Genomic DNA, 20,808 nt, shown 5'->3' on the forward strand with positions numbered 1-20,808 from the left:
TTTGTTAAGGTTGAACGCGTGCTATATGCTTATAGCTTTTATTAGCGCTACTTTAGGGTCAACTTTATTGCATGATTTTAGCAGAAATTAATGATAGTGTACGACTGTAAACGTGACTAGTCATGGCAGACATCGCTAGCGTTAGAAAAAAACTGGCAAGCCTTCTGCACTTCTCATACATAGATGTGACAAAATATTACACATGAATAGATGGTAATTGCCATAATAATGACGAGTGTAAATAAGCACCTAAATAAGATTAATGGATAATCTTCTATAAAAAGTACAATTTAACCATTTTTTTAAACTTAAGAGGAAATATTATGCGTAATACATTAATGATTGCCGCAGTCGCATCTGGTCTAGCATTGAGTGGTTGTACAACAGATCCAAACACTGGACAGCAACGTTTGAATAAAACGGCTGTTGGTACACTAGCGGGTGCTTTAGGTGGCGCGACTATCTCAAAAGCAACGGGCGGCGACAAAACTGGTCGTGATGCTGCTATTGGTGCAGCATTGGGTGCAGGCGTTGGTTACTACATGGAGCGTCAAGCTAAGCAGCTTGAACAACAAATGGCTGGTACAGGCGTCACGGTTGAACAAAACCCAACGACTGGTAACATTGACTTGGTTATGCCAGGTAGCATTACCTTCTCATTTGATGATGCTACATTGAGCTCATCTTTTAAGCCAACCCTTGATAAGCTAGCATCGACGATGAATCAGTATAATAAGACCACTGTTAACATCGCAGGTCACACTGATAGCAAAGGTTCAGCATCATACAACATGGGTCTATCACGTGATCGTGCTTACTCAGTAGCTAACTATCTGACAGCTCGCGGTGTGGCTTCTAACCGTGTTAATGTTGTTGCTTATGGCGAATCACGCCCAGTAGCGGATAACAACACTGATTATGGTCGTCAACAAAACCGCCGTGTTGAGCTAACGATTAACTCGCCACAGAGCGTAAACTAAGCCATTACTTAGTAGCTATTTATATTAAAAACACTGCTAAAAAGGGTCAGCAATATGCTGGCCTTTTTTGTGCTTAAAATTTGCGTCACTAAATTATCAAGAGTACCGACTAGACCAAAACGGCAAATTATGTTTGATAATAGTTATCAATAACATTATAATTCGCAAATATTTGAATATTCTAGCAATAATATTTCAGTAACATTAATGATACCGTTTGGCAGATTTGACAGTAATTATTATTCTGGACATTCGTTATTTACTGTATTTACCCTTTTTCTAATGTATCTCATCGAGGACGTGTATGAATATGACCACAGTGACGAGCCGTAAAATTTTACCGACTACTTTAGCCGCTGCGCTTGCAGGGATACTGCTAGTATCGGGTTGTACCAAACAAGCCAATGAGGATGCCGCCACTGATGCACAAGCGGAGGTACAAGACACAGAAGCCGCTAATAATAAAACCACGTCCGGTGCAGAAAAAGCCAATATCGATCGCTTGGTGATTAGTTATGCAAATATGGCTCATGCTGCCTATAAAGACTCATTAGATAGCGCAAAAACCTTGCAGACCGCTGTAAATACTTATGTAGATACGCCAACTGAAGCGAACCTTGACGCGGCAAAAGCTGCCTATAAAGCGGCGCGTCAGCCTTACTCACAAACTGAAGTGTTCCGTTTTGATGAAGCCTTTGTGACTGCTGATGACCAGCGTGAGATTGGCAGCGTCGATAGCTGGGAAGGACAGGTCAATGCATGGCCGCTCGATGAAGCGCTCATTGATTACGTCAGCGACGATTACGAAGGTGAATATAACAGTCAAGACAATATCATCAATAGTGATAGCATCGCCGTCGGTAGCATCAAGCAAGATACCAGCACCATTACGCCGCAACTGTTAGCAGACATGAATGAGATTGGTGGTAGTGAAGCCAACGTAACGACTGGCTATCACGCGATTGAGTTTATGCTATGGGGACAAGATACCAATGGCGTCGGTGAGGGTGCAGGCAACCGTCCGGTTAGCGACTATATCACCACCGATGGTGAATGTACCAGTGGCGAAAGCGCAAATACAGAGGCAAGTATTTGTGAGCGTCGTGGCGAGTTCTTAAAAGCTGCTGCGCAATTATTGGTTGATGATTTAACCGCAATGGAAGCCCAATGGCAGCCTGATAGCGAACATACCTTACGCAGTGATATGATAGCGCGTAAAGATAACAATGGTCTGCGCCAGATTTTGTACCAGATGGGCAGTTTAGCACTTGGCGAGCTGGCCTCTCAGCGTATGCAAGTCGCCTTTGTCACGGGCTCTACCGAAGATGAGCACGAGTGCTTTAGTGATTTGACCCATCTAAGTTATGCCAATAATGCTCGCGGTATTCAAAATGTCTTTAATGGTAGCTATAAGACCGTCGCGGGTAAAACCGTGGGTGGCTATGGCGTGAAGAACTACCTAATTGATACTGGTCATAAAGACGTTGCTGATAAGCTGGCGGCTGATTTTAGTAAGGTGGAAAGTGATTTTAATATCATCGTCGAAAAGGGCGAAAAAGAAGGCATCAAGATTGATCAAATGATTGCGACTGTTGGTCAAGCCAGTAAACAAGGTATCTCTGCTGAAGAGCAAAATACGCGTCGTGGTTGGGTTGAGACTGCCATTACCAGCTTGCAAGAATTGACGACTGGTATTGAAAATGCGGCAAAAGCGGCTGGCATTGACAATCTAGATGCTGATGCAGGTTCACAGTTTTAAGCTCAGCTTATACGCTTACTAGCGTCAGTTGTATTCATTTATAATGCCTGATAAGTCTTTATAAGTGAATGAGAATTATTTTCATAGGAAAGTAATTTATGTATAATACACACGTTGTCAATCTCGGTTGGCAATGTGTTTTTTTATGCCCTATTAAAATAACGCTACCAGCCAGCTTTCTTACAGTTGTACCCTGTTGACTGTAACGACATATTGTTATGGTGCGCGATTTTGATGGTTCTATACTAGCGCTAAGGCAATGCTTATGAACGCCCTTCCTGCCACGAAAGACAGATCATCTATGTCTCTTCATACCTTTTTATTGTCTAAAAATGCACCTCTAAAGCTTGCGCTTAGTGCGCTCTGTATATGGTCACTTGCGGCTTGTCAACCGACTGACAGCTCATCCGCTGATAAGAATGACACGCAGGCTGGTAAGCAGGATGATAGTTCATTGTCTACTGAGCGCAGTCAAAACATCGAAGCGCTGGCTGGGGTATCCATGCAGCAGCTTGCTTCCTTTGACCCGCAAGAGATTAAGCAAGGCGGTGATACTGGTATCAGCATTACCAGCGCTGAGAGTTACTCAAAACCCTCGTCAAACCTCACCGCCTCACGTAAAGGCTCTTTTTTTATTGGCAATGCATTCTTTCAACAACCGTGGGTGGTAGCGCCTGCTAGCACGGACAGCCGTGACGGTCTTGGTGCGTTATTCAATGTCGCTGCCTGCCAATCGTGCCACGTCAAAGACGGTCGTGGTCACGCGCCGATGAGCAGTGAGGACGATGCTGATAGTTTATTAATACGTCTGTCTATGCCAGCGACAACGGATGAGCAGCGTCAGCAATTGCAGGATTCCCAGATCGAAAAAGTGGTGCATCCTATGTATGGCGGTCAGTTACAGGATCGCGGTATTCAGGGTGTACCGGCCGAAGCGCGAATTGCGGTACAGTGGACTGATAAGCCAGTGACCTTTGCTGATGGTTATGTTGAAACCCTACGTGCGCCGACCTTTGAGTTGACCAAACCCGGCTATGGCGCATTCGATGATGAGATGATGGTCTCGCCGCGCATCGCCTTGCCAATGATTGGTCTGGGCCTACTTGAGCAAATTCCAGACGCAGACATTAAAAAACAAGCCAGCCAAACGCCTAATAATAAAAATAGCGATGGCATCAGTGGTAAGTTTAATTGGGTGATGGACCCGCAAACGGGCAAGCATGCGCTCGGTCGTTTTGGTTGGAAGGCCGGTCAGACCAAGCTGATTACGCAAAACCAAAGTGCCTTTAATGAGGATATGGGGTTGACCTCAAACATTCGTCCTCATGAGTCTTGCATGCCGAGCCAAACCGCTTGTATTAAAGCGACCACTGGCGCTGATGAGCAAGGTAATGGCAAGACACCGGTCGAAGTGAATGATGAAGTCGCGAAGTTTGTAGAATTTTATACGCGGAACTTAGCGGTGCCACATCGCCGCAATGCCGATGATAAATTGGTGCTGGCTGGTAAAAAACGCTTTTATGATATGGGCTGCCAGAGTTGTCATACGCCAAGATATCAGTTGCCAAAAACTGACGATGATCATCTTGAGCAGCATGGACAAGTCATTTATCCTTACACAGATTTGCTGCTGCATGACATGGGTGATGACCTTGCCGATCGTACGATAGCGGGTAAGCTACCGGCAAAAGATACGCAAGTTGAGTTTTTGGCCAACTCATATGAATGGCGTACGCCGGCATTGTGGGGGATTGGTCTGGCTCAAAACGTCGATCCACAAGCGACCTTTTTACATGATGGTCGCGCGCGCACGCTGATGGAAGCAGTGCTATGGCATGGCGGTGAAGCAGAAAACCAACGCCAAAAAGTATTGAAATTAGATAAGCAAGGACGCGCTGAATTAAACGCCTTCTTAAAATCATTATAAAAATGATATAAATTATTACTTATCCCATTACCGAGAAACTTATGAAAATAAATCCTGCATTAGCAATGGCGTTATCGGCACTGAGTGCTGGATTACTCATCAGTTGTGTCAAGCCTGCCGATGAGAATAAAACAGCAGAGGTGGATAGCCAAACCGTCGCGCAAGATGGCGCTGCCTCAAACAGTACGGCCGCCGATAGCGCGAATGACGAACAGATAGTCGCCATAGATATCAGCGCGGAGACCGAAAAGACCTATCTGACGCATGTGGCTGAAGACATTGTCATTCCAGCTTATGCGGATGCGGCGAAGCAAAGTGGTTTGTTACATGATTTGGCGCAGAAGCATTGTCAGCAAGCGCCTGTCAGCAGTGATGAGTTACAAGCGTTACGTGCTCAGTGGCTGGTGCTGGCGCAAGCATGGGCGAGTGCTGAGATGATCAACTTCGGTCCTGCGACTGCTAGTATGAGCAACTTGTACATTAACTATTATCCTGACGAGCGCGGCTTGGTACACAGCGGCGTGGCCGATTTGATTGCGGCCAACCCAACATTGACCGCTGAGCAGTTGACTGGTGAAAGTGCCATTGTGCAAGGCATACCAGGTCTGGAAGAGGCATTATTTGCCAACGACAGCTTGAATGCTGCTCAATGTGCTTATGTGGTCAGCGCAAGTAGCGCCTTAAGCGCGCGATTAAAAGACATCGAGAGTAACTGGCAACAGAACGCCACGACTTTGCTGGCGATTGACAAAACGGCTGATAGCGATCAAGGTTTGAACCAGTGGTTTAATGCTTTATTGTCATTGATAGAGACCATGAAGACCAATGCTATTGATGAGCCATTAGGTCTTACAGGCAAAGCCAAGGGTCATCTTCCTGCTGCTACCGCTGGACAAAGCCGCGCTATTATTAATGCTAAGTTGGCTACCTTGAATAAGACGCTGACTGATCCGGTATTGACGGCGATTCTTGGTAGTAATGATGAGAATGCTATTGCGGCCAGTCTATCAAGCGAGCTTGCTGATACGACTACGCTATTGGCGCAGATGCCAGAGGATTTAGCGACTGCCGATAAAGCCAAGCAGCAAGAATTGTTTGATCATTTTACGACCATTACCCGCCTGCTGAAACGCCAATTGATTCCGACCCTCGGTATCCGTGTTGGCTTTAACAGCAATGATGGTGATTAAGTCATGCAAATCTCTGAAGCCAATACCGCTGCAATAGCAAAATCTCATAGCGCGTCATCTAAAGCAGCGCCTAAACCGGTAAACAAGCGCTCAAATCATGAGCCGCTGATGACTTCGGCTTTGACTACGCTTGGTAGCGTACTGGGAACGGCGGCATTGGTTGGTATCCATCATCACTATCGCAAGCAGCATCAGCCTGAAGCACGATTGCAGGATTATGTGTCGGGTGTGCGTGCTCAGCTGCATACATTGCAAGCATCGCCCAAGCCCCAGTTGACCCGCCTTCGCTATGCCTATCAGCAAGCATCTGCTGCGTGGCAACGAGCTTATCATGATGATATCGATGATAAAAATCGTGATAGTAAAAATATCGTCACTGAGCTGACGGCAATACATAGCACCATTATGTTGGCGCGTCCAGTATGCTGGGTCAGTGGCGTAGCGTCGATGCCACAGAACCGCTCATTGATAAATAACGACGATAGCAATGATGATAGTAGTAATGATGAAACTGGCTTTGGGGTGGTTGGTATCGATGCAGACCGACAAATCGTTTGGCAGACCACCATGCCTGAGCGTGTCCACGATATCGTTGTCCAGCCAATCCCTAATATTCAAAATAGACAAAACGATCAAAACAGATTAAATGCTCATAACTGTCCACGCGATGTTGTGGTGCTGGGTCGCCGCCCCAGTGAAAAGTTTTGGGTATTAGATACGTCGATAGGGCAAGTAAAATTCGCTATTACAGCGGCTGATAATCGCCATTTTTATGGACATGCTTGCTACAGTTTGGACGGCTCAACGCTATACGTCACTGAGAATGATACGATAAGCTTGGCGGGTAAAGTCGGTATATACGATGCTCGTAATAATTATAGCAAAGTAGCCGAGTTTGACACGCATGGTATTGGGCCACATGAGTTGATCATGCATCCAGATGGCGAGACGTTGGTCATCGCTAATGGCGGTATCAAAACAGAACAAGCCTCTCGTGAAGAGTTGAATCTCGATACCATGCGTCCATCTTTGGCTTATCTTAATCGTCATGACGGGACGCTGCTTGAGCAAATTACTCCTGAGCACAATCAGATGAGTGTGCGCCATTTGGCCATACATGACGATGGCACGGTGATGGTTGGTATTCAGTTCCAAGGTGAAAAACATATCAATGTGCCGCTAGTCTTAACCCATCATCGTGGCGACTCTGACTTTAAACCCTTGATTATGCCCAGCAATCAATGGCAACGCTTCTATCAGTACATTGCCAGTGTCGCGGTTGATAGTGAGCGCAATCTGTTGTGTGTGACCACACCAATTGGCGGCTGTGCGGCGATTTATGATTTAAACACACGTATGCTGATTGATGCTGTGCGTTTGCCAGATTGTGCAGGAGCCTCGCTATTCGCGGGTCAGGTATCTGGTCAGGCCAAAAACAAGGATGGAATATCAGGTTTTATCGTCAGCGACGGGCACGGGAAACTGACAAGATTGTGGGTCAATACGCTATCAGTAGAGACATCGGAGGTAGCAGAGTTAGATTCCAAGAATACAGCTGCTATTATTGTGCAGGACAGTCAGATACATAATATGTCTTTTGACAATCATCTGCAGGCAGTCTTAGCATAAGTGGTATAAAAGGATAAAATCACGATGCCGCAACCGAGTACGTCGCTCGTATTAGATTTGGCCAGACAACAGCTGGCACAAGCGGGTATTGCGCTACACGTGAGTAAAAAACGCGTCAAAAATATAAATTTTCGCCTAAAGCCTTATGCGCTTATGGTTTCTGTACCGATGTCTATCAGCGCCAGCCAAATCGCTCAAGCTGTCGATAAGCGTGTCTCATGGGCGCTAGACCACCATCCGCAAGTATTGGCACGCTACCATCGCAACCAAACCCCGAAACCTGAAACTTCAAGCGTAGACAGCCCCGTTAGCTTGTGGGGTATCGTACAATCGTTCACCCTCAGTCACGATGAAAAAATGGCTTATTATCGGCAACAACTTACGGAAGTAAATCCGACGCTATTCGCTAAGTGGCAGCCAATAGTCGGTGCTACCGCTAACGAAGTACGACTGAAAAAAATGCATACGCGCTGGGGCAGTTGTAACACTCGCGCGCGCCGAATTTGGTTGTCCGTGTATCTTCCTGCTTATCCGATTGAATGCACCGAATACGTCATCGTCCACGAGCTGTGTCACCTGCATCATGCCAATCATAGCAAGGCATTTTGGCAGACGGTAGCAGCAGCGATGCCAGATTATCAGCAGTGGCACAATATGCTGGCGGGTAAAACGGGTCAGTTAGACTAAAGGTCTCACGCAAATCATATAAAGATAAGCGCGCAGCCTGATATGATAAATGCTCATGGTACACCGCCTGTTATTTAAATAATCAAGCCAGATACAAGGATGTCAGATGAAAAATGTCAATCAAGCCGAATTTTGGCAGCAGCGTTATGAGACTGGTAGCATACAGTGGGATATGGGACAGGTGTCACCACCGCTAAAAGCTTATATCGACCAACTGCCAGCCACTGCGAAAGATCAGGCCATTTTAGTGCCGGGTGCAGGCAATGCGTATGAGGTAGGTTATCTACATGAGCAGGGTTTTACCAATGTTACGTTGGTCGATTTCGCTGCTGCGCCAATAGATGCCTTTGCCGAACGCTATCCTGATTTTCCAGTTGCGCATCTAATTTGTGCAGATTTTTTTCATTTATCAGCCGAGCAATATCAATTTGATTGGGTACTCGAACAGACGTTCTTTTGTGCGATAAATCCGTCACGTCGTGATGAATATGTCGAGCAGATGGCAGCGTTATTGAAGCCGCAAGGCAAGCTGGTTGGCCTACTTTTTAATGTGGATTTTGGGCGTGATGAACCACCGTTTGGTGGCACAATAGAGGAATATCAGCAGCGCTTTGAGGCGTATTTTGATATAGAGATTATGGAGGCCAGCTATAATTCGCATCCTGCACGCCAAGGCAGCGAGTTATTTATCAAGCTGCAAGCGCAGTAATCTCACGCTTGATATTGTCCCGTGCTTGCTTTTCTAATCGCTCAAAGTAGTATTCAGTCAGATACAGTTTTGAGTGCGCCAACAACCCTTTTAGCACGGCTGTTCGCCCGGTACGGTAATCCGTAACTGGCACGTGTGCGTACTCTTGACGTACCGCAGAGGCGTACTGTGCATACTCAGACCACGCAGTACCCAAAACGCTTAAATCCATATCTAACAAATAAGCCGCGTCGCTGCGTTTATTAGCGTCCATTAATTCATCAAGTTGATGGGTAGCCGTCATCATGATGAGCACGTAGATACGTTGGCATTGCTCAGTAGTCAGATAAGGACTTAACGATTCTATGGCATATTCTGCACTTTTTAGCTCATTATCTGAGCGCGTCGGCTCGTATATCACATCGTGATAATACAGTGCTAAAGCAATAATATGCGGCGCATTAAGGTGCTGTTTAACTCGCTCAAACTGGGCAAACAACTGCTCAATATGGCGCAAGGTATGATAAGCGCGTTGAGGTTCGTTGTAGCGGATAGCGACCGCTTGCCAAAGCGCCTGTGCTTCCTTTGAATCGATATTATTGGCAATGGCAGCTAAGTGTATGGCGAAGCGCTGACCAAGGTCGGACGTTACGTGCGAGATATCATTCACATTTATTCTCACTTGTTTAGCGCCTCATAATCTCAACCGTTCACTCAGCCTTGATTAGCCGCTTCTTCGAAGGCTTGTTTAAATACCTTGCCCATTAAATTTACATCGTCGACACGCGCATAATTCAAGCGGGTGACAAAGGCGATATGGCGATGTGGGCCTTTTTCTGCCAACGGTATTGCGACCGCATTTTGGTTTTGTAGGTGCAATTGATCCAGCGCCATTTCAGGTACTAAGGTCGTACCCATATTGGCGAGTGCCATCTGAATGAGGGTATTGAGACTGGCGTCAGAAAAGCTCGACTTCATCTGCGCTCGATCAAAATGACATACCGATAGCGTCTGATCAGTCAAACAATGTCCTTCACCTAACAGCATAAGATTGGCCGTAGCGAGCTCATCAGAATTAATGGTATCAAGCTTGGCATGGACATCGTCTTTTGGGAATACCGCAAAGAAGTCTTCACTCCAAAATTCAAAACTGTGCAAGCCGTCTACGGCATAGGGTAGCGCAATGATTGCCGTGTCAATATGACCATAGCGCACTTGCTCGAGTAAGCGTTCGGTTTGCTGCTCGACGATGGTCATACGAAATTCTGGATAATTGGCTCGCAGCGCCGGTAGAACTTTTGGCAGCAAGTAAGGAGCAATCGTTGGGATGATGCCCACGGTCATCGGATAGGCAAGCGGCGTTTGATGACTGTGCGCACGGGTGGTCAAGTCGCTCACTTCAGAGAACACACGCTGCGCCCGCGTGAGGATGTCTTGCCCAATAGGGGTAATGAGCACCTGCTTGTTATTACGCTCAAAAATCTGCGTGTCTAATTGTTTTTCTAATTCTGCGATACCTAAGCTCAGCGCAGACTGCGAAATATTACAGTCTTCCGCTGCCCGTTTGAAATGACGATGTTTAGCGACCGCTAAAGCAAATTCAAGTTGACGTAAGGTAATCATAAGACCTCTTTTATTGTTGGTTTTTATGCAAGTGATGATACTTATGTCTCTTGGTCATTATCGAAACTTACCGATAGCGCACTGATGACAGGAAGTAGATAGAATAGTTTAACAAGTTTAATAAAACAAAACATCACATTAAAAACTTTTAACTGGATTAACCATAGAATTCGCGTATAGTTTGTCAGGTAGCCCAGATAGTTCAAGGCTTAATGGAAACAATCAAATAAATAATCACAATTTTATTCAATCATACTTAATCAAAAAAGGAGCCAATCATGGCGTCTATTATCAATCAAGAAATCCCAGAATTCTCAGCAGATGCATATGTAAACGGTGAATTCAAAACCATCACTTCAGAAGACGTAAAAGGCAACTGGGCGATTTTCCTATTTTACCCAGCTGACTTTACCTTTGTTTGCCCAACTGAACTTGAAGACATGGCAAACCATTATGAAGAGCTTAAAGGTTTGGGCGTAGAAGTGTATTCAGTATCGACTGACACTCATTTCACGCACAAAGCATGGCATGACTCTTCAGAGGCTATCGGTAAAGTGACCTATCCAATGATCGGTGATCCTACTGGTAAAATCACTCGTGGTTTTAACGTGATGATAGAAGAAGCAGGTTTGGCTGAGCGCGGTACTTTCTTAATCGATCCAGATGGTTTGATTCAAGTTGCTGAGATTCATGCTGGCGGTATCGGCCGTAGTGCAAAAGACATGCTACGTAAAGTAAAAGCAGCACAGTATGTTCGTGAAAACGACGGCGAAGTTTGCCCAGCAGCTTGGGAACAAGGCGGCGATACATTGAAGCCAAGTCTTGACCTAGTGGGTAAAATCTAAGTCAGTAAAATCTAAATAGTTATCTAACTATTTAAAGAGAGGTAGCGCTGTTTTTATTATTTTTTAATTTGAACCAGCGCTATAAATAAAGACCCCATCAGCTTACGTTGATGGGGTCTTTTTATGTTGACAGTCTATATTTTTATTGTTGTTTGTCGATAATAGATGAACGATTACGCTTGAGATTGCATTTTATTTTTATCTATGGTTTTGTAAATCTCATCTTTGAGCTGGAGCTTGCGCCGCTTCATTTGTTCGATTTCTTCATCGCGGCTGGCGTGTTTGACCACGTCATTTTCGAGCTTGTTGATTTGCCTATCCAGCGTGGTGTGTTCATCGAAGATACTCGCAAAGTGCGTATTTTTTTGTTTGAGCTCATCGATGATGTCGCTGTGGTCTTGCCATTTATCAGTCATGGTCATGTTGTCATCCTTGTTATTTAGCGTGTGCTTAACATAAGCAGTGACGCGTTGTGGTTAAGGCAGATTATGATTGTGAGACTTGTTGATTATAAAATTAAGATTTATAAAACTAGGGCGTGTCATCATTTAGATTGTGAGGCTTAAAATGAGGAAAATTGCAGCCAAACAAGGAAGGAATTGCCGTAAATATGAACATATTGACAAGATTTCTGACGATGTTTGACTAAATTTAGCCATTTTAAGACCACTAAATGTATCAATGTGCTAATTGATGACATTCCCTAGATGTAAGAAATTTTTAGCAGTAATTTTAGGGCGTCTCCTCAATCTGAATGAGTATGCTCAGATGAGATCAAAATGAAGATACGCCCTAATAAATGAAGCATTAAGCGTGAGATTGCGTTTTGTTTTTATCGATTATCTTATAAATCTCATCTTTAAGATGTAGCTTGCGCCGCTTCATTTGTTCTATTTCATCATCACAGCTGCTATGTTTTATTAAATCCTTCTCAAGATAATTGATCTTTTCATCAAGCTGAGTATGCTCGGCAAAAATACTCGCAAAATGACTGTCTTTTTGCTTAAGTTCAGCAATGATTTCTTTGTTATCTGTCCTTGTATCAGTCTTTCTCATCTGGTCATCCTTGTTATGAAGCGCAAGCTAACGATTAGCATCAGCGCATTGTCGTTAAGATCTATGATTGTGAGACTCGATTATTATTGAACCAAACCGCTATTACTCTCAATAGTGATAAGGCTTAATACAAGCAAAAATAGCCTTTAATAAGCATGCATAAAAGCCAGGTTTCCGCTAGAAAACAGTAATTATTCCTATTGCTCTTACTCGATTGTAGCGAAAAAACCCTGTTGATACTATGAGAATAATCTTCTTGTAAGTTTAAATTTAATTAAAAATTACAGTTAATGATTGGTTTTATAAAACATAAGATTTGGGTTTCTCAGCTTGCTCAAACTCATGAAACCTATGATAATAGGGACATCGAAAGGTACAAGCCTTATCCAAACAACACTTTAAACAATATTACTGACTCCAGATTTTCCATCTTTACATGCGCAACCACTTAGTTGCCGTTACATATTGAATAATAATGAGGAACAAATATGATAGATCAAAGTTTATTAGATGCTGTCAAAAGCTATAGCGAGAATATGACCCGTCCCATTACCTTTGTATTGGGTAGTGGTGAACATGCAAAGCGCGCAGAGTTGATTGATTTTTTGACCAAAATTGCTGGTACGACTGACAAGATTAATTTTGATGTCGACGCTAATGACGACAGCTTACCGAGTCCCATTAGCTTTAAAGTCGTCAGTCATGCTGATGACGCGTTGACTGATACGGGTATCGTCTTTAGCGGTATTCCTGGTGGTCATGAGTTTACCTCGCTTATCTTGGCAATCTTGCAAGCGGGTGGTCATACGCTAAAACTAGACGAAGGCATTCAAAAGCTGATTAAGCGTTTTAATAAGCCACTACAGTTCCAGACTTACGTGTCGTTATCTTGCCACAGTTGCCCAGAAGTCGTGCAAGCGTTGAATCAATTTGCCTTATTGAATGACGACATCAGTAATGAGATGATCGACGGCGCATTGTTCCAAGAGCAAGTAGAAGCAAATAACATCCAAGGCGTACCAGCGGTATTTTTAAATGGCAAACCTTTTGCTAATGGTTTGATTAATACGGCCAAGTTGATTACCAAGTTGCAAGAGCAGTTCCCTGACTTGTTGGCAGAGGGTAGTGCAGACGATGCTGAGCAATTAGAGCAGCAAGATGTCACCATTATCGGTGCAGGCCCTGCTGGCGTTGCCGCTGCTATCTATACCGCGCGTAAAGGCCTAAAAGTGACCATGGTCGCTGATCGTATCGGTGGGCAGGTCAAAGATACCCAAGATATCGAAAACTTGATTTCTGTACCATTGACGACAGGTACGCATCTATCAGCAGACTTTGTCAAACATCTAGGCGAATACAATATCACGCTGAAAGAGCACGTCAGCGTTAAAGAAATTGGCGAGACCAAAGATGAAAACTACAGCATTCATCTCAACACTGGTGAGACGTTTGAGACGCGTAGTATCATCCTAGCGACGGGTGCTCAGTGGCGTAAGCTTGGTGTACCGGGCGAAGAAGAAAACATTGGTAAAGGCGTGGCTTACTGTGCGCACTGTGATGGACCCTTCTTTAAAGGTAAAGAAATCTCTGTCATCGGCGGTGGTAACTCCGGTGTCGAAGCGGCGTTAGACCTTGCGGGTATCGTGAAGCATGTGACGGTGCTTGAGTTCGCTGATGACCTAAAAGCGGATCAAGTATTGATTAACAAAGCAAAAGAAAAATCAAACATTGAGTTCATCACTGGGGCTGCAACCAAAGAGATTAAGGCTACTGATGGTAAAGTCAGCTCTATCGTCTTTGAAGATCGCAAAACAGGTGAAACTCATGAGCGTGATTTGTCCGGTGTCTTTGTACAGATTGGCTTAGTCCCTAATACTGGATTTATCAAAGGCTTTGTTGATTTAAACCGCTTTGGTGAAATTGAGATTGATGAGCGCTGCCGTACAGATCGCAAAGGTATCTTTGCTTGTGGTGACGTCACGACTGTGCCATTTAAGCAAATTAACATTGCGATGGGCGAGGGTTCAAAAGCGGCGTTGAGTGCTTTTGAGTACTTGGTCATGCAGTAGATTATTTAGCTTTAAAGTTAGTTTGAGAAGCCACCTCTTTTGAGGTGGTTTTTTTGTGGAAAATATTTTAGTGCTTGTAAAAATTTATGGATTAACTTATGTTTGGTAAAATTTTTACGAAAACCTTAAAAGTGAAAAAAATATATGACTATCAAAAGTAATACTTGGGTTAAAGGCTTAGTTTTCACATTTTTAATATTCAACGTGACCAATGTTTATGCAGGGCAAACTGTCAATGAAATTATCAAGGAATACTATCCTATCTACAATAAGGCTAAGCAGTGTCAAGGTATTATTGCACCCTCAGGGTCTTCTAATGGTTCAGCTGAAGAACTGGAGTTTACAGGTTATTGCATTGAAATCGACAGACAAAAAGTAATAGAAACTGCTAAAGGTAAGCGTTTGTATGTAATGGTGAAAGGTGACGCTAGTTTTAACAGGGATGGTGAAGCCTTGGAGTATACCGACACTCGCTTTGACAGTGGTTTGGTCGGTATGTTTGTTCTAAAGCCACAAGGTAGTAGCTGGCAAGTAGAATCAGCAAATCCTACCATTAACGCTGGAAGTTTTGGTTTCGGTCTTTCTAAATGGCGTTTACAGAAGTTCGGACCGAATGCGTGGGGGTTTTTAAATAAGCATAGCAACGTAATCCAAGGGTACTACAACGATTACCTAGTCATATTAATACCCGATGGAGGAGGTATCAAAGAGAGTTGGATAGGCATGGATCATAACAACGAAGACGTTGGGAAATGTGAAGAGGACATGTCAGAGTGCGATAATACCAGAACTACCTTTACTATCGATAGTCATAAAACCGTTAATGGGTTTTATCCTTTAGAAATAACACTCAATGGACTCGTGAAAGGCAAGAAATATAATAACGCTACTTATCCTATTAATTATCAAAAAGACAAAGGATACACGCCCTCTAAGGACTATCCACTACACTATAAGTATTAGACGATTGTATAAAAATATGACAGGATCTATGTGATAAACATATCAGCTGTCGAAAAATAACAGAATACGTAAGCCTCCAGGAAAAGACAAAACATGGCAAAATCTAAAATATCAACAATAATTTTCAGCACTGTTGGTGCGATTATGTTTATGAGCTTATCAAATGTTGCCTCAGCAAAAACCGTCAATGAAATTATCAAGGAATACTATCCTATCTATAATAAGGCTCAACAGTGCCAAGGTATTATAGCTAATAACGGTTCTAGAATTGATGAGGACGTTTACCTAAAAAGTGGCTACTGTATTAAGATTGATAGACAACTAGAGGTAAAAACCAAGCAAGGCAAACGTTTATATGTGGTAGTCATTGGAGAGGTATCATTTAATAAAGAAGGCGGAAATGATTCTGGATCTCATGCCGATACTGGACTAGTCGGTATGTTTGTCCTAAAGCCACAAGATTCAGGCTGGGAGGTGGAATACGCTAATCCAGTGATGAATGCAGGTGCTTCTGGTGGAGGACTAAAAGACTGGAAGCTGATACAAGTCGCCCCTGATATTTGGGGATTTATTAATATTCATAGTGATTCGCACGGTAGTATGTCGTTTTCTGAATACTTGTTACTAGCGCCAGACCATAAATCAGGTAAGATAATAAAAAGCCATATAGGGGGAAAGTCTACATTTTCTAACACACCAACAGCACCATCTGGCTGTAGTAAAGATAGAAAGGTAGAATATTGCACATTATTGAAAGCCAAACTCAATATCGATAAAACGACGCTGATAAATGGTTTTTACCCGCTAGAAATTACAGTCAATGGTCATGAGTATAACTATAACGGTTCAGAAAAAAAGACCTATAACAATCAGGTCTATACAATAAAATACGAGCCAAAAAAAGGGTATCAAGCACCTAAAAATTATCCACTACAGTGATGTCATCTACAGCTAGTTAGGTGTTTCATTGAGAACTACCGTCTCATCATGATTCTTATTGATGGCATAGCAACTTACTATACATGGAGTTGTGCTAATGACCTAAAACGCCATTCAAAGATAAAATCTCACCTGCTTCATCTTCTTTGATGACGCGTGTCTCTTTTAACGCTGAATCGATCCAAGCTTGTATATGAGGATTGTTTAACATAGTCTCACAATACTGTTTGGTCGTTGGTTTTAATACTATGTCAGAGGCATCAGTATAAGTCTGCAAGCGTAGCACTACTGGCGCAAAAAAAGCATCGGCAGCCGTAAATTGACCAAATAGATAACTGTTTTTTGAGCGATTTTTTAAACAATCCGCAAAAATCTCTTCGACACGAGCAATGTCAGTCAGGCAAGCAGCGCTGGGTTGTATCCTTGCTGTAGCTCGGATATTCATCGGCATGTCACTACGAATGCCCATCAGCCCTGAATGCATTTCGGCGACGATACTTTGGCAGTAGGCGCTATTTATTCTGTTGCTATTATCAATATTGGACTTATTCAGTCCTATCCAAATATCCAAGTTTGTCAAATAATCATTGGCGTGAATGGCAATCGCTAAAGTATCCCATACCATAACTCTTTCATCATTCTCGCCATAGACTAAAACGGGTACTTTACCTGTTGGCGCATGCTCATCGAGAATCGGTGTCGCTGAGGGATGAAACAGCTCAATCACTTGCTCTTCAAAATCAATATTAAAGGCTTTGAGTAATAGCCAAGCTCGTAATGACCAAGAGGAATAGTTTTTATTGCCGATGATGAGAAGTGGTTTTTGCATCATAAAATCCTATCAAATTATATAAATAAAATTTGATTATGTACCCAATGCTGAAAATTGACCAGTCTATAGTTTAGTAATCCCAATAAAAAATGCCCATCCAAAATTTGGACGGGCGTTTTTAAAACAGCGGTAATTGTATTTAGATCAATATCAATCGTCTAACAAATCCATGCGCTTAGCGGCTTCATAGATACCGGTTGAGCGATTACCAGTACGGCAAAATATCAAGACGGGTTGCTCGGCTTGATTAAAAAAGTCAGCAAACTCCTCGACGTGGTTTTGATTGAGCTCGCTACCAGCGAATGAGACTTCTTTATAAGCAAGCCCCGCCTCGGTAGCAGCGGCTTCGATATCAGCACTGGTCGGTTGTCCCGGTTCTTCGCCATCAGGACGATTATTGATAATGGTTTTGAAGCCGTTTTCGGCAAGCATAGGGACTTGATCAGGGGTAATTTGTCCCGTAATACTGATTTCGTGGCTCATAGGAGCTCCTTTTATTGTTTATATGAAAGAGTAAAATGTTTGTTATAAAAATACAGCATATAAGGGTAGGCTTATTGCAGTCATTTCTAAAGAGACCGTATGTAAGCGTTATAGTCGTTTTATAGCAGACCTTGCATCAATGCGCTTTGATACAGCAGTTTGGCACGTGCACCCGTACCACAAAACATCAATATGGGTTTTGGCATCGCGTGATAAAAGGCGGCAAACTGTTCTACAGTCAGCATACTCAGGCGTTCATCATCAAAGGGCAGATGGTGATAAGTCAAATTCGCTTTTGCCGTTGCATTAATAAAGTCGCAGCTGTTGGGCTGAGTGTCGACCTCGGCATCAGGGCGTATATTGAGCACTGAGCGATAACCCAGTTCCGCAATCTTGATGCATTGGCTCGGATAAATTTGCTTATAAATCGTTAAATCATTGGTCATAAAAGGGGTCGTTTGCGTTTATTAAGGAATGTAAAAAACAATAAGGCGTCAATTTGACGTTTAGAGGCTGTTTTATGTCGTTTTGGCTTGGTTTAGCTTGGCTTGTTGAGATTCAATTTAGTTATACAACAAGCTAGCATACTATACGCTCTATCATAACGATATTTTGTTGCAGACATCAATAGTGATTGTATGGTTGACGCAAATATTAGGGGATGTTCAATACGGCTTGAGTATTCAGCTTCAGTATTTAAATTAAATGTTCAACTTAAATATTCAAATTTGCTTTAGCTCATTGACGGCGTCCATGGTACTAAGATACACCTGTCCTGATAGCTCAGTGATCAGTGGGGTGTGCTCGATGATATCCATAACTGGGCCTTTGATAAAGCTAAAGTGTAAATGCTTGTCTTGTAGGGCAAGCTCTTGATTCAAGGTGCTGAGCATTTCTTGCGCAGTCAGATCAATGTGGTTGACAGCAGACATAATAAGAACCAGCTCATGCGCTTCTGGATACTGTTGTAAAGCATTTAAAATACGCCGATGTACCGATTCGCTATTACCAAAGAACAGACTCTCATCGATACGTAGCATCAATAAATTATGAAAAGTGACAACATCGTGACGATTGATATTGCGAAAGTGGCCCGTGCCAGCCAATTGACCAACGATGGCGACATGAGGTTGGCTCGACTGCCAGATGAGACTGGCAAATGACACCATGAGACCGATGACAAGGCCAGTATTTAGCCCAAATATCAGTACCCCAGTAAACGCGGCGATAAAGCTTGCCCCATCTAAGCGATCTCGTTGCCAAGCGGACTTTAAGGTGGCAATATCGATTAAACCAATGATGGATGCCATGATGGTTGCGCCAAGTAAGGCGTAGGGTAGCGGGGCGAGCGCATTGCTAAATGCTATCAGCGCTAAAACCATGACCAGTACCGTCATGAGGCTGGCAAGTGGCGTCTTGGCACCTGAGTCAACGTTGATAGCCGTCCGTGAAAACCCACCTGCCACGGCAAAGCTCTGAAACAATCCGCCGGAAATATTGGCGAGTCCAAGCCCCGTTAGCTCACGATTGGCATCAAACTTCTCACCGCGCAGCCGCGCATAAGTACTGGCGACGGAACTGCTGGAGACAAAGATAATAAGCGCCATGAGTCCTGCAGTTGGTAAGAGTTTAAGTGCTTCTTGGATATCTGGTAGATGGGGCAGGGTAAAACTCGGTAGCCCTTGCGGAATACTACCGATAGTGGCGACGCCACGCGCATCCCAATGCAGTGCCATACTGAGTAAAATGGCAATTCCCAGTAAAATAAGCGGAAACAAGCGCTCCGCCCATTTGGCAGAGGAAGAAGACAGCCACGTTCGCCACACCCATTTGCTACCGTAGCGATTCGTGAATAAGAGAGCAAAGGCGATCACGCCAATCAGTAAGGTCAGCAGGTGTAGCTGGCGCGCATATAACTGCATGGTCGATAGATAGCTAATTAGGCTACTACCTGCTATCGGAATATCCGTTAAGTATTTTAGCTGACTGACGAAGATAAGAACCGCCGCGCCGCTCACAAACCCTGCCGATACGCCGCGGCTGATAAACTGCATAATCCAGCCAAGCTTGAGCCATCCTGCGATCCAAAGCAGAGACCCTACCATCAGTGCCAATAAACTTGCCATTAGGGCATATTGTTCCGGGCCCCGATCAGCGTAAGGCAACAAACTACTGGCAGTCATAATAGCGGTGATGGCAACCGGTCCTACCGCTTGCACATTGCTAGAGCCGAGCCAAGCGTAAACGATGACAGGCACAATCGCTGCGTATAGACCGTAGACGGGTGGTAAGCCTGCAAGTACGGCGTAGCCAAGACTCTGCGGTATCACCAGTACGCCCACCACCAGTCCAGCGATGACGTCAGTCGGCAAGGCAGCCAGCTGATACTGGCGCAGCCAAATGGGAATGAGGCGAGCGGCGATAGAGGTCATATCAATACATCATCACAATAAATAAAGTTAAAAACAGCTAAGAACTCAATAACCAGTTATGCATCTGTTTTGGCACAAAAGCGCTCATACAGTAAATGTAGCACCGCCAAAGCGTCGTCGCTGGCGATACTATAATAGATTTGCTTGCCGTCGCGCCGTGTCGTGACCAGCTCATCCTTACGCAAGATACCTAACTGCTGTGATAAGCTCGGCTGCCCAACACCGACCAAACCCTCAAGCTCACTGACGCAATACTCGCCTTGTGTCAGCTGACAAAGAAGGAGCAAGCGATCAGGATGTGAGAGCGACTTTAATAATTGGCTGGCTTGCATAGACGCTTTTTGCATTTGTTTGGCAAGATCTATCGGTGCAAAGTCTGCGTTACTATCTGACGCAGACTCGATAGTACGGTCAGTAGAGCTAGCCAATGCTGAGGTGGAAGTTGTCAGAGTAAGCTCCTTATATAAAACCGCGATAGAGGTCGTGCGGCTTGTATAAAAGTAATGTGTGATTACCGTTAATTATCAATGATATCGCAATCCATAGCAAGTTATCATTATTTACATTATATAAATTGATAAATTGTATGACGGTTGCTATATTGGTATTAACGTTACGAAAGCATATTAGGACAGGTTTAAAACCTGAAGGCTAATGTCGACATTGTTCTTGATGTTGCCGTCAGCGTTAAGATTAACGGCAACTA

20 protein-coding genes are annotated in these 20,808 nt (G+C 43.9%); 11 read left to right on the top strand and 9 right to left on the bottom strand.

What is annotated here, in order from left to right; translation table 11 throughout:
• Positions 1–323: 323 nt before the first annotated feature.
• The 7 genes from HQR03_RS00565 (at position 324) to HQR03_RS00595 (ending at position 8,881) form a co-directional block, all read left to right on the top strand.
• Positions 324–980: a YiaD family glycine zipper/OmpA-like lipoprotein gene (locus HQR03_RS00565; protein ID WP_025652341.1), complete on the top strand. Its 657-nt coding sequence runs from the start codon at positions 324–326 to the stop codon at positions 978–980.
• Positions 981–1,284: 304 nt separating this feature from the next.
• The gene (locus tag HQR03_RS00570; RefSeq protein WP_173238785.1) at positions 1,285–2,739 is read left to right on the top strand and encodes an imelysin family protein; all 1,455 of its coding nucleotides are present in this window, start codon (positions 1,285–1,287) and stop codon (positions 2,737–2,739) included.
• Between the two features lie 265 nt (positions 2,740–3,004).
• Positions 3,005–4,666: a di-heme oxidoreductase family protein gene (locus HQR03_RS00575; RefSeq protein WP_173238786.1), complete on the top strand. Its 1,662-nt coding sequence runs from the start codon at positions 3,005–3,007 to the stop codon at positions 4,664–4,666.
• Positions 4,667–4,707: 41 nt separating this feature from the next.
• Positions 4,708–5,856 carry an imelysin family protein gene (locus HQR03_RS00580; RefSeq protein WP_173238787.1) on the top strand — a complete coding sequence of 383 codons (1,149 nt, stop codon included), beginning with the start codon at positions 4,708–4,710 and terminating at the stop codon, positions 5,854–5,856.
• Positions 5,857–5,859: 3 nt separating this feature from the next.
• Positions 5,860–7,485 carry a DUF1513 domain-containing protein gene (locus tag HQR03_RS00585; protein ID WP_173238788.1) on the top strand — a complete coding sequence of 542 codons (1,626 nt, stop codon included), beginning with the start codon at positions 5,860–5,862 and terminating at the stop codon, positions 7,483–7,485.
• Positions 7,486–7,509: 24 nt separating this feature from the next.
• Positions 7,510–8,172, top strand: coding sequence for a M48 family metallopeptidase (locus HQR03_RS00590; RefSeq protein WP_173238789.1), 663 nt, complete (start codon positions 7,510–7,512; stop codon positions 8,170–8,172).
• A gap of 106 nt (positions 8,173–8,278) precedes the next feature.
• Entirely contained in the window at positions 8,279–8,881 is a 603-nt protein-coding gene (locus HQR03_RS00595; protein ID WP_173238790.1) for a methyltransferase domain-containing protein, read from the top strand.
• On the opposite strand, the gene HQR03_RS00600 is transcribed toward HQR03_RS00595, so the two are convergent.
• Positions 8,862–9,530 carry an HD domain-containing protein gene (locus tag HQR03_RS00600; RefSeq protein WP_173238791.1) on the bottom strand — a complete coding sequence of 223 codons (669 nt, stop codon included), beginning with the start codon at positions 9,528–9,530 and terminating at the stop codon, positions 8,862–8,864. The genes HQR03_RS00595 and HQR03_RS00600 overlap by 20 nt on opposite strands.
• Positions 9,531–9,574: 44 nt before the next feature.
• Positions 9,575–10,483 (bottom strand): hydrogen peroxide-inducible genes activator, encoded by a 909-nt coding sequence (locus HQR03_RS00605; protein WP_173238792.1) that lies wholly within the window; start codon positions 10,481–10,483, stop codon positions 9,575–9,577.
• A 278-nt stretch (positions 10,484–10,761) separates the two neighbouring features.
• Between HQR03_RS00605 and ahpC the strand changes: the two genes are divergently transcribed.
• Positions 10,762–11,328 carry an alkyl hydroperoxide reductase subunit C gene (gene ahpC / locus HQR03_RS00610; protein ID WP_173238793.1) on the top strand — a complete coding sequence of 189 codons (567 nt, stop codon included), beginning with the start codon at positions 10,762–10,764 and terminating at the stop codon, positions 11,326–11,328.
• A gap of 173 nt (positions 11,329–11,501) precedes the next feature.
• On the opposite strand, the gene HQR03_RS00615 is transcribed toward ahpC, so the two are convergent.
• A complete protein-coding gene (locus HQR03_RS00615) occupies positions 11,502–11,750 on the bottom strand; it encodes a YdcH family protein (RefSeq protein WP_025652352.1) in 249 nt (82 codons plus the stop codon).
• A gap of 385 nt (positions 11,751–12,135) precedes the next feature.
• Positions 12,136–12,384 carry a YdcH family protein gene (locus tag HQR03_RS00620; RefSeq protein WP_025652353.1) on the bottom strand — a complete coding sequence of 83 codons (249 nt, stop codon included), beginning with the start codon at positions 12,382–12,384 and terminating at the stop codon, positions 12,136–12,138.
• A 488-nt stretch (positions 12,385–12,872) separates the two neighbouring features.
• Here HQR03_RS00620 and ahpF point away from each other — a divergent pair, with 488 nt between their 5' ends.
• The 3 genes from ahpF (at position 12,873) to HQR03_RS00635 (ending at position 16,355) form a co-directional block, all read left to right on the top strand.
• A complete protein-coding gene (ahpF, locus tag HQR03_RS00625; RefSeq protein ID WP_173238794.1) occupies positions 12,873–14,453 on the top strand; it encodes an alkyl hydroperoxide reductase subunit F in 1,581 nt (526 codons plus the stop codon).
• 144 nt (positions 14,454–14,597) lie between these two features.
• Complete coding sequence (locus HQR03_RS00630; protein ID WP_173238795.1) at positions 14,598–15,416, top strand: hypothetical protein; 819 nt, start codon at positions 14,598–14,600, stop codon at positions 15,414–15,416.
• A 93-nt stretch (positions 15,417–15,509) separates the two neighbouring features.
• Positions 15,510–16,355 carry a hypothetical protein gene (locus HQR03_RS00635; RefSeq protein WP_173238796.1) on the top strand — a complete coding sequence of 282 codons (846 nt, stop codon included), beginning with the start codon at positions 15,510–15,512 and terminating at the stop codon, positions 16,353–16,355.
• 94 nt (positions 16,356–16,449) lie between these two features.
• Here HQR03_RS00635 and HQR03_RS00640 read toward each other — a convergent pair whose 3' ends face one another.
• The 5 genes from HQR03_RS00640 to HQR03_RS00660 form a co-directional block, all read right to left on the bottom strand.
• Positions 16,450–17,184: a glutathione S-transferase family protein gene (locus HQR03_RS00640; RefSeq protein WP_173238797.1), complete on the bottom strand. Its 735-nt coding sequence runs from the start codon at positions 17,182–17,184 to the stop codon at positions 16,450–16,452.
• A gap of 153 nt (positions 17,185–17,337) precedes the next feature.
• On the bottom strand, positions 17,338–17,670 hold the full coding sequence (locus tag HQR03_RS00645) for a protein tyrosine phosphatase family protein (RefSeq protein WP_173238798.1): 333 nt from the start codon (positions 17,668–17,670) through the stop codon (positions 17,338–17,340).
• A 119-nt stretch (positions 17,671–17,789) separates the two neighbouring features.
• Positions 17,790–18,116 carry a protein tyrosine phosphatase family protein gene (locus tag HQR03_RS00650; protein ID WP_025652359.1) on the bottom strand — a complete coding sequence of 109 codons (327 nt, stop codon included), beginning with the start codon at positions 18,114–18,116 and terminating at the stop codon, positions 17,790–17,792.
• A 276-nt stretch (positions 18,117–18,392) separates the two neighbouring features.
• The gene (locus HQR03_RS00655; protein WP_025652360.1) at positions 18,393–20,102 is read right to left on the bottom strand and encodes a SulP family inorganic anion transporter; all 1,710 of its coding nucleotides are present in this window, start codon (positions 20,100–20,102) and stop codon (positions 18,393–18,395) included.
• Between the two features lie 56 nt (positions 20,103–20,158).
• The gene (locus tag HQR03_RS00660; RefSeq protein ID WP_025652361.1) at positions 20,159–20,449 is read right to left on the bottom strand and encodes an ArsR/SmtB family transcription factor; all 291 of its coding nucleotides are present in this window, start codon (positions 20,447–20,449) and stop codon (positions 20,159–20,161) included.
• Positions 20,450–20,808 lie beyond the last annotated feature (359 nt).

The sequence above is a fragment of the Psychrobacter okhotskensis genome (genome assembly GCF_013248965.1).
Lineage (GTDB): Bacteria > Pseudomonadota > Gammaproteobacteria > Pseudomonadales > Moraxellaceae > Psychrobacter > Psychrobacter okhotskensis.

Coding starts and splice junctions, on each gene's coding strand:
- HQR03_RS00630 (WP_173238795.1), top strand. CDS start 14,598: ATGACTATCAAAAGTAATACTTGGGTTAAAGGCTTAGTTTTCACATTT.
- HQR03_RS00650 (WP_025652359.1), bottom strand. CDS start 18,116: ATGACCAATGATTTAACGATTTATAAGCAAATTTATCCGAGCCAATGC.
- HQR03_RS00615 (WP_025652352.1), bottom strand. CDS start 11,750: ATGACCATGACTGATAAATGGCAAGACCACAGCGACATCATCGATGAG.
- HQR03_RS00635 (WP_173238796.1), top strand. CDS start 15,510: ATGGCAAAATCTAAAATATCAACAATAATTTTCAGCACTGTTGGTGCG.
- HQR03_RS00605 (WP_173238792.1), bottom strand. CDS start 10,483: ATGATTACCTTACGTCAACTTGAATTTGCTTTAGCGGTCGCTAAACAT.
- ahpF (WP_173238794.1), top strand. CDS start 12,873: ATGATAGATCAAAGTTTATTAGATGCTGTCAAAAGCTATAGCGAGAAT.
- HQR03_RS00655 (WP_025652360.1), bottom strand. CDS start 20,102: ATGACCTCTATCGCCGCTCGCCTCATTCCCATTTGGCTGCGCCAGTAT.
- HQR03_RS00620 (WP_025652353.1), bottom strand. CDS start 12,384: ATGAGAAAGACTGATACAAGGACAGATAACAAAGAAATCATTGCTGAA.
- HQR03_RS00645 (WP_173238798.1), bottom strand. CDS start 17,670: ATGAGCCACGAAATCAGTATTACGGGACAAATTACCCCTGATCAAGTC.
- ahpC (WP_173238793.1), top strand. CDS start 10,762: ATGGCGTCTATTATCAATCAAGAAATCCCAGAATTCTCAGCAGATGCA.
- HQR03_RS00565 (WP_025652341.1), top strand. CDS start 324: ATGCGTAATACATTAATGATTGCCGCAGTCGCATCTGGTCTAGCATTG.
- HQR03_RS00570 (WP_173238785.1), top strand. CDS start 1,285: ATGAATATGACCACAGTGACGAGCCGTAAAATTTTACCGACTACTTTA.
- HQR03_RS00585 (WP_173238788.1), top strand. CDS start 5,860: ATGCAAATCTCTGAAGCCAATACCGCTGCAATAGCAAAATCTCATAGC.
- HQR03_RS00575 (WP_173238786.1), top strand. CDS start 3,005: ATGAACGCCCTTCCTGCCACGAAAGACAGATCATCTATGTCTCTTCAT.
- HQR03_RS00660 (WP_025652361.1), bottom strand. CDS start 20,449: ATGCAAAAAGCGTCTATGCAAGCCAGCCAATTATTAAAGTCGCTCTCA.
- HQR03_RS00595 (WP_173238790.1), top strand. CDS start 8,279: ATGAAAAATGTCAATCAAGCCGAATTTTGGCAGCAGCGTTATGAGACT.
- HQR03_RS00580 (WP_173238787.1), top strand. CDS start 4,708: ATGAAAATAAATCCTGCATTAGCAATGGCGTTATCGGCACTGAGTGCT.
- HQR03_RS00640 (WP_173238797.1), bottom strand. CDS start 17,184: ATGCAAAAACCACTTCTCATCATCGGCAATAAAAACTATTCCTCTTGG.
- HQR03_RS00590 (WP_173238789.1), top strand. CDS start 7,510: ATGCCGCAACCGAGTACGTCGCTCGTATTAGATTTGGCCAGACAACAG.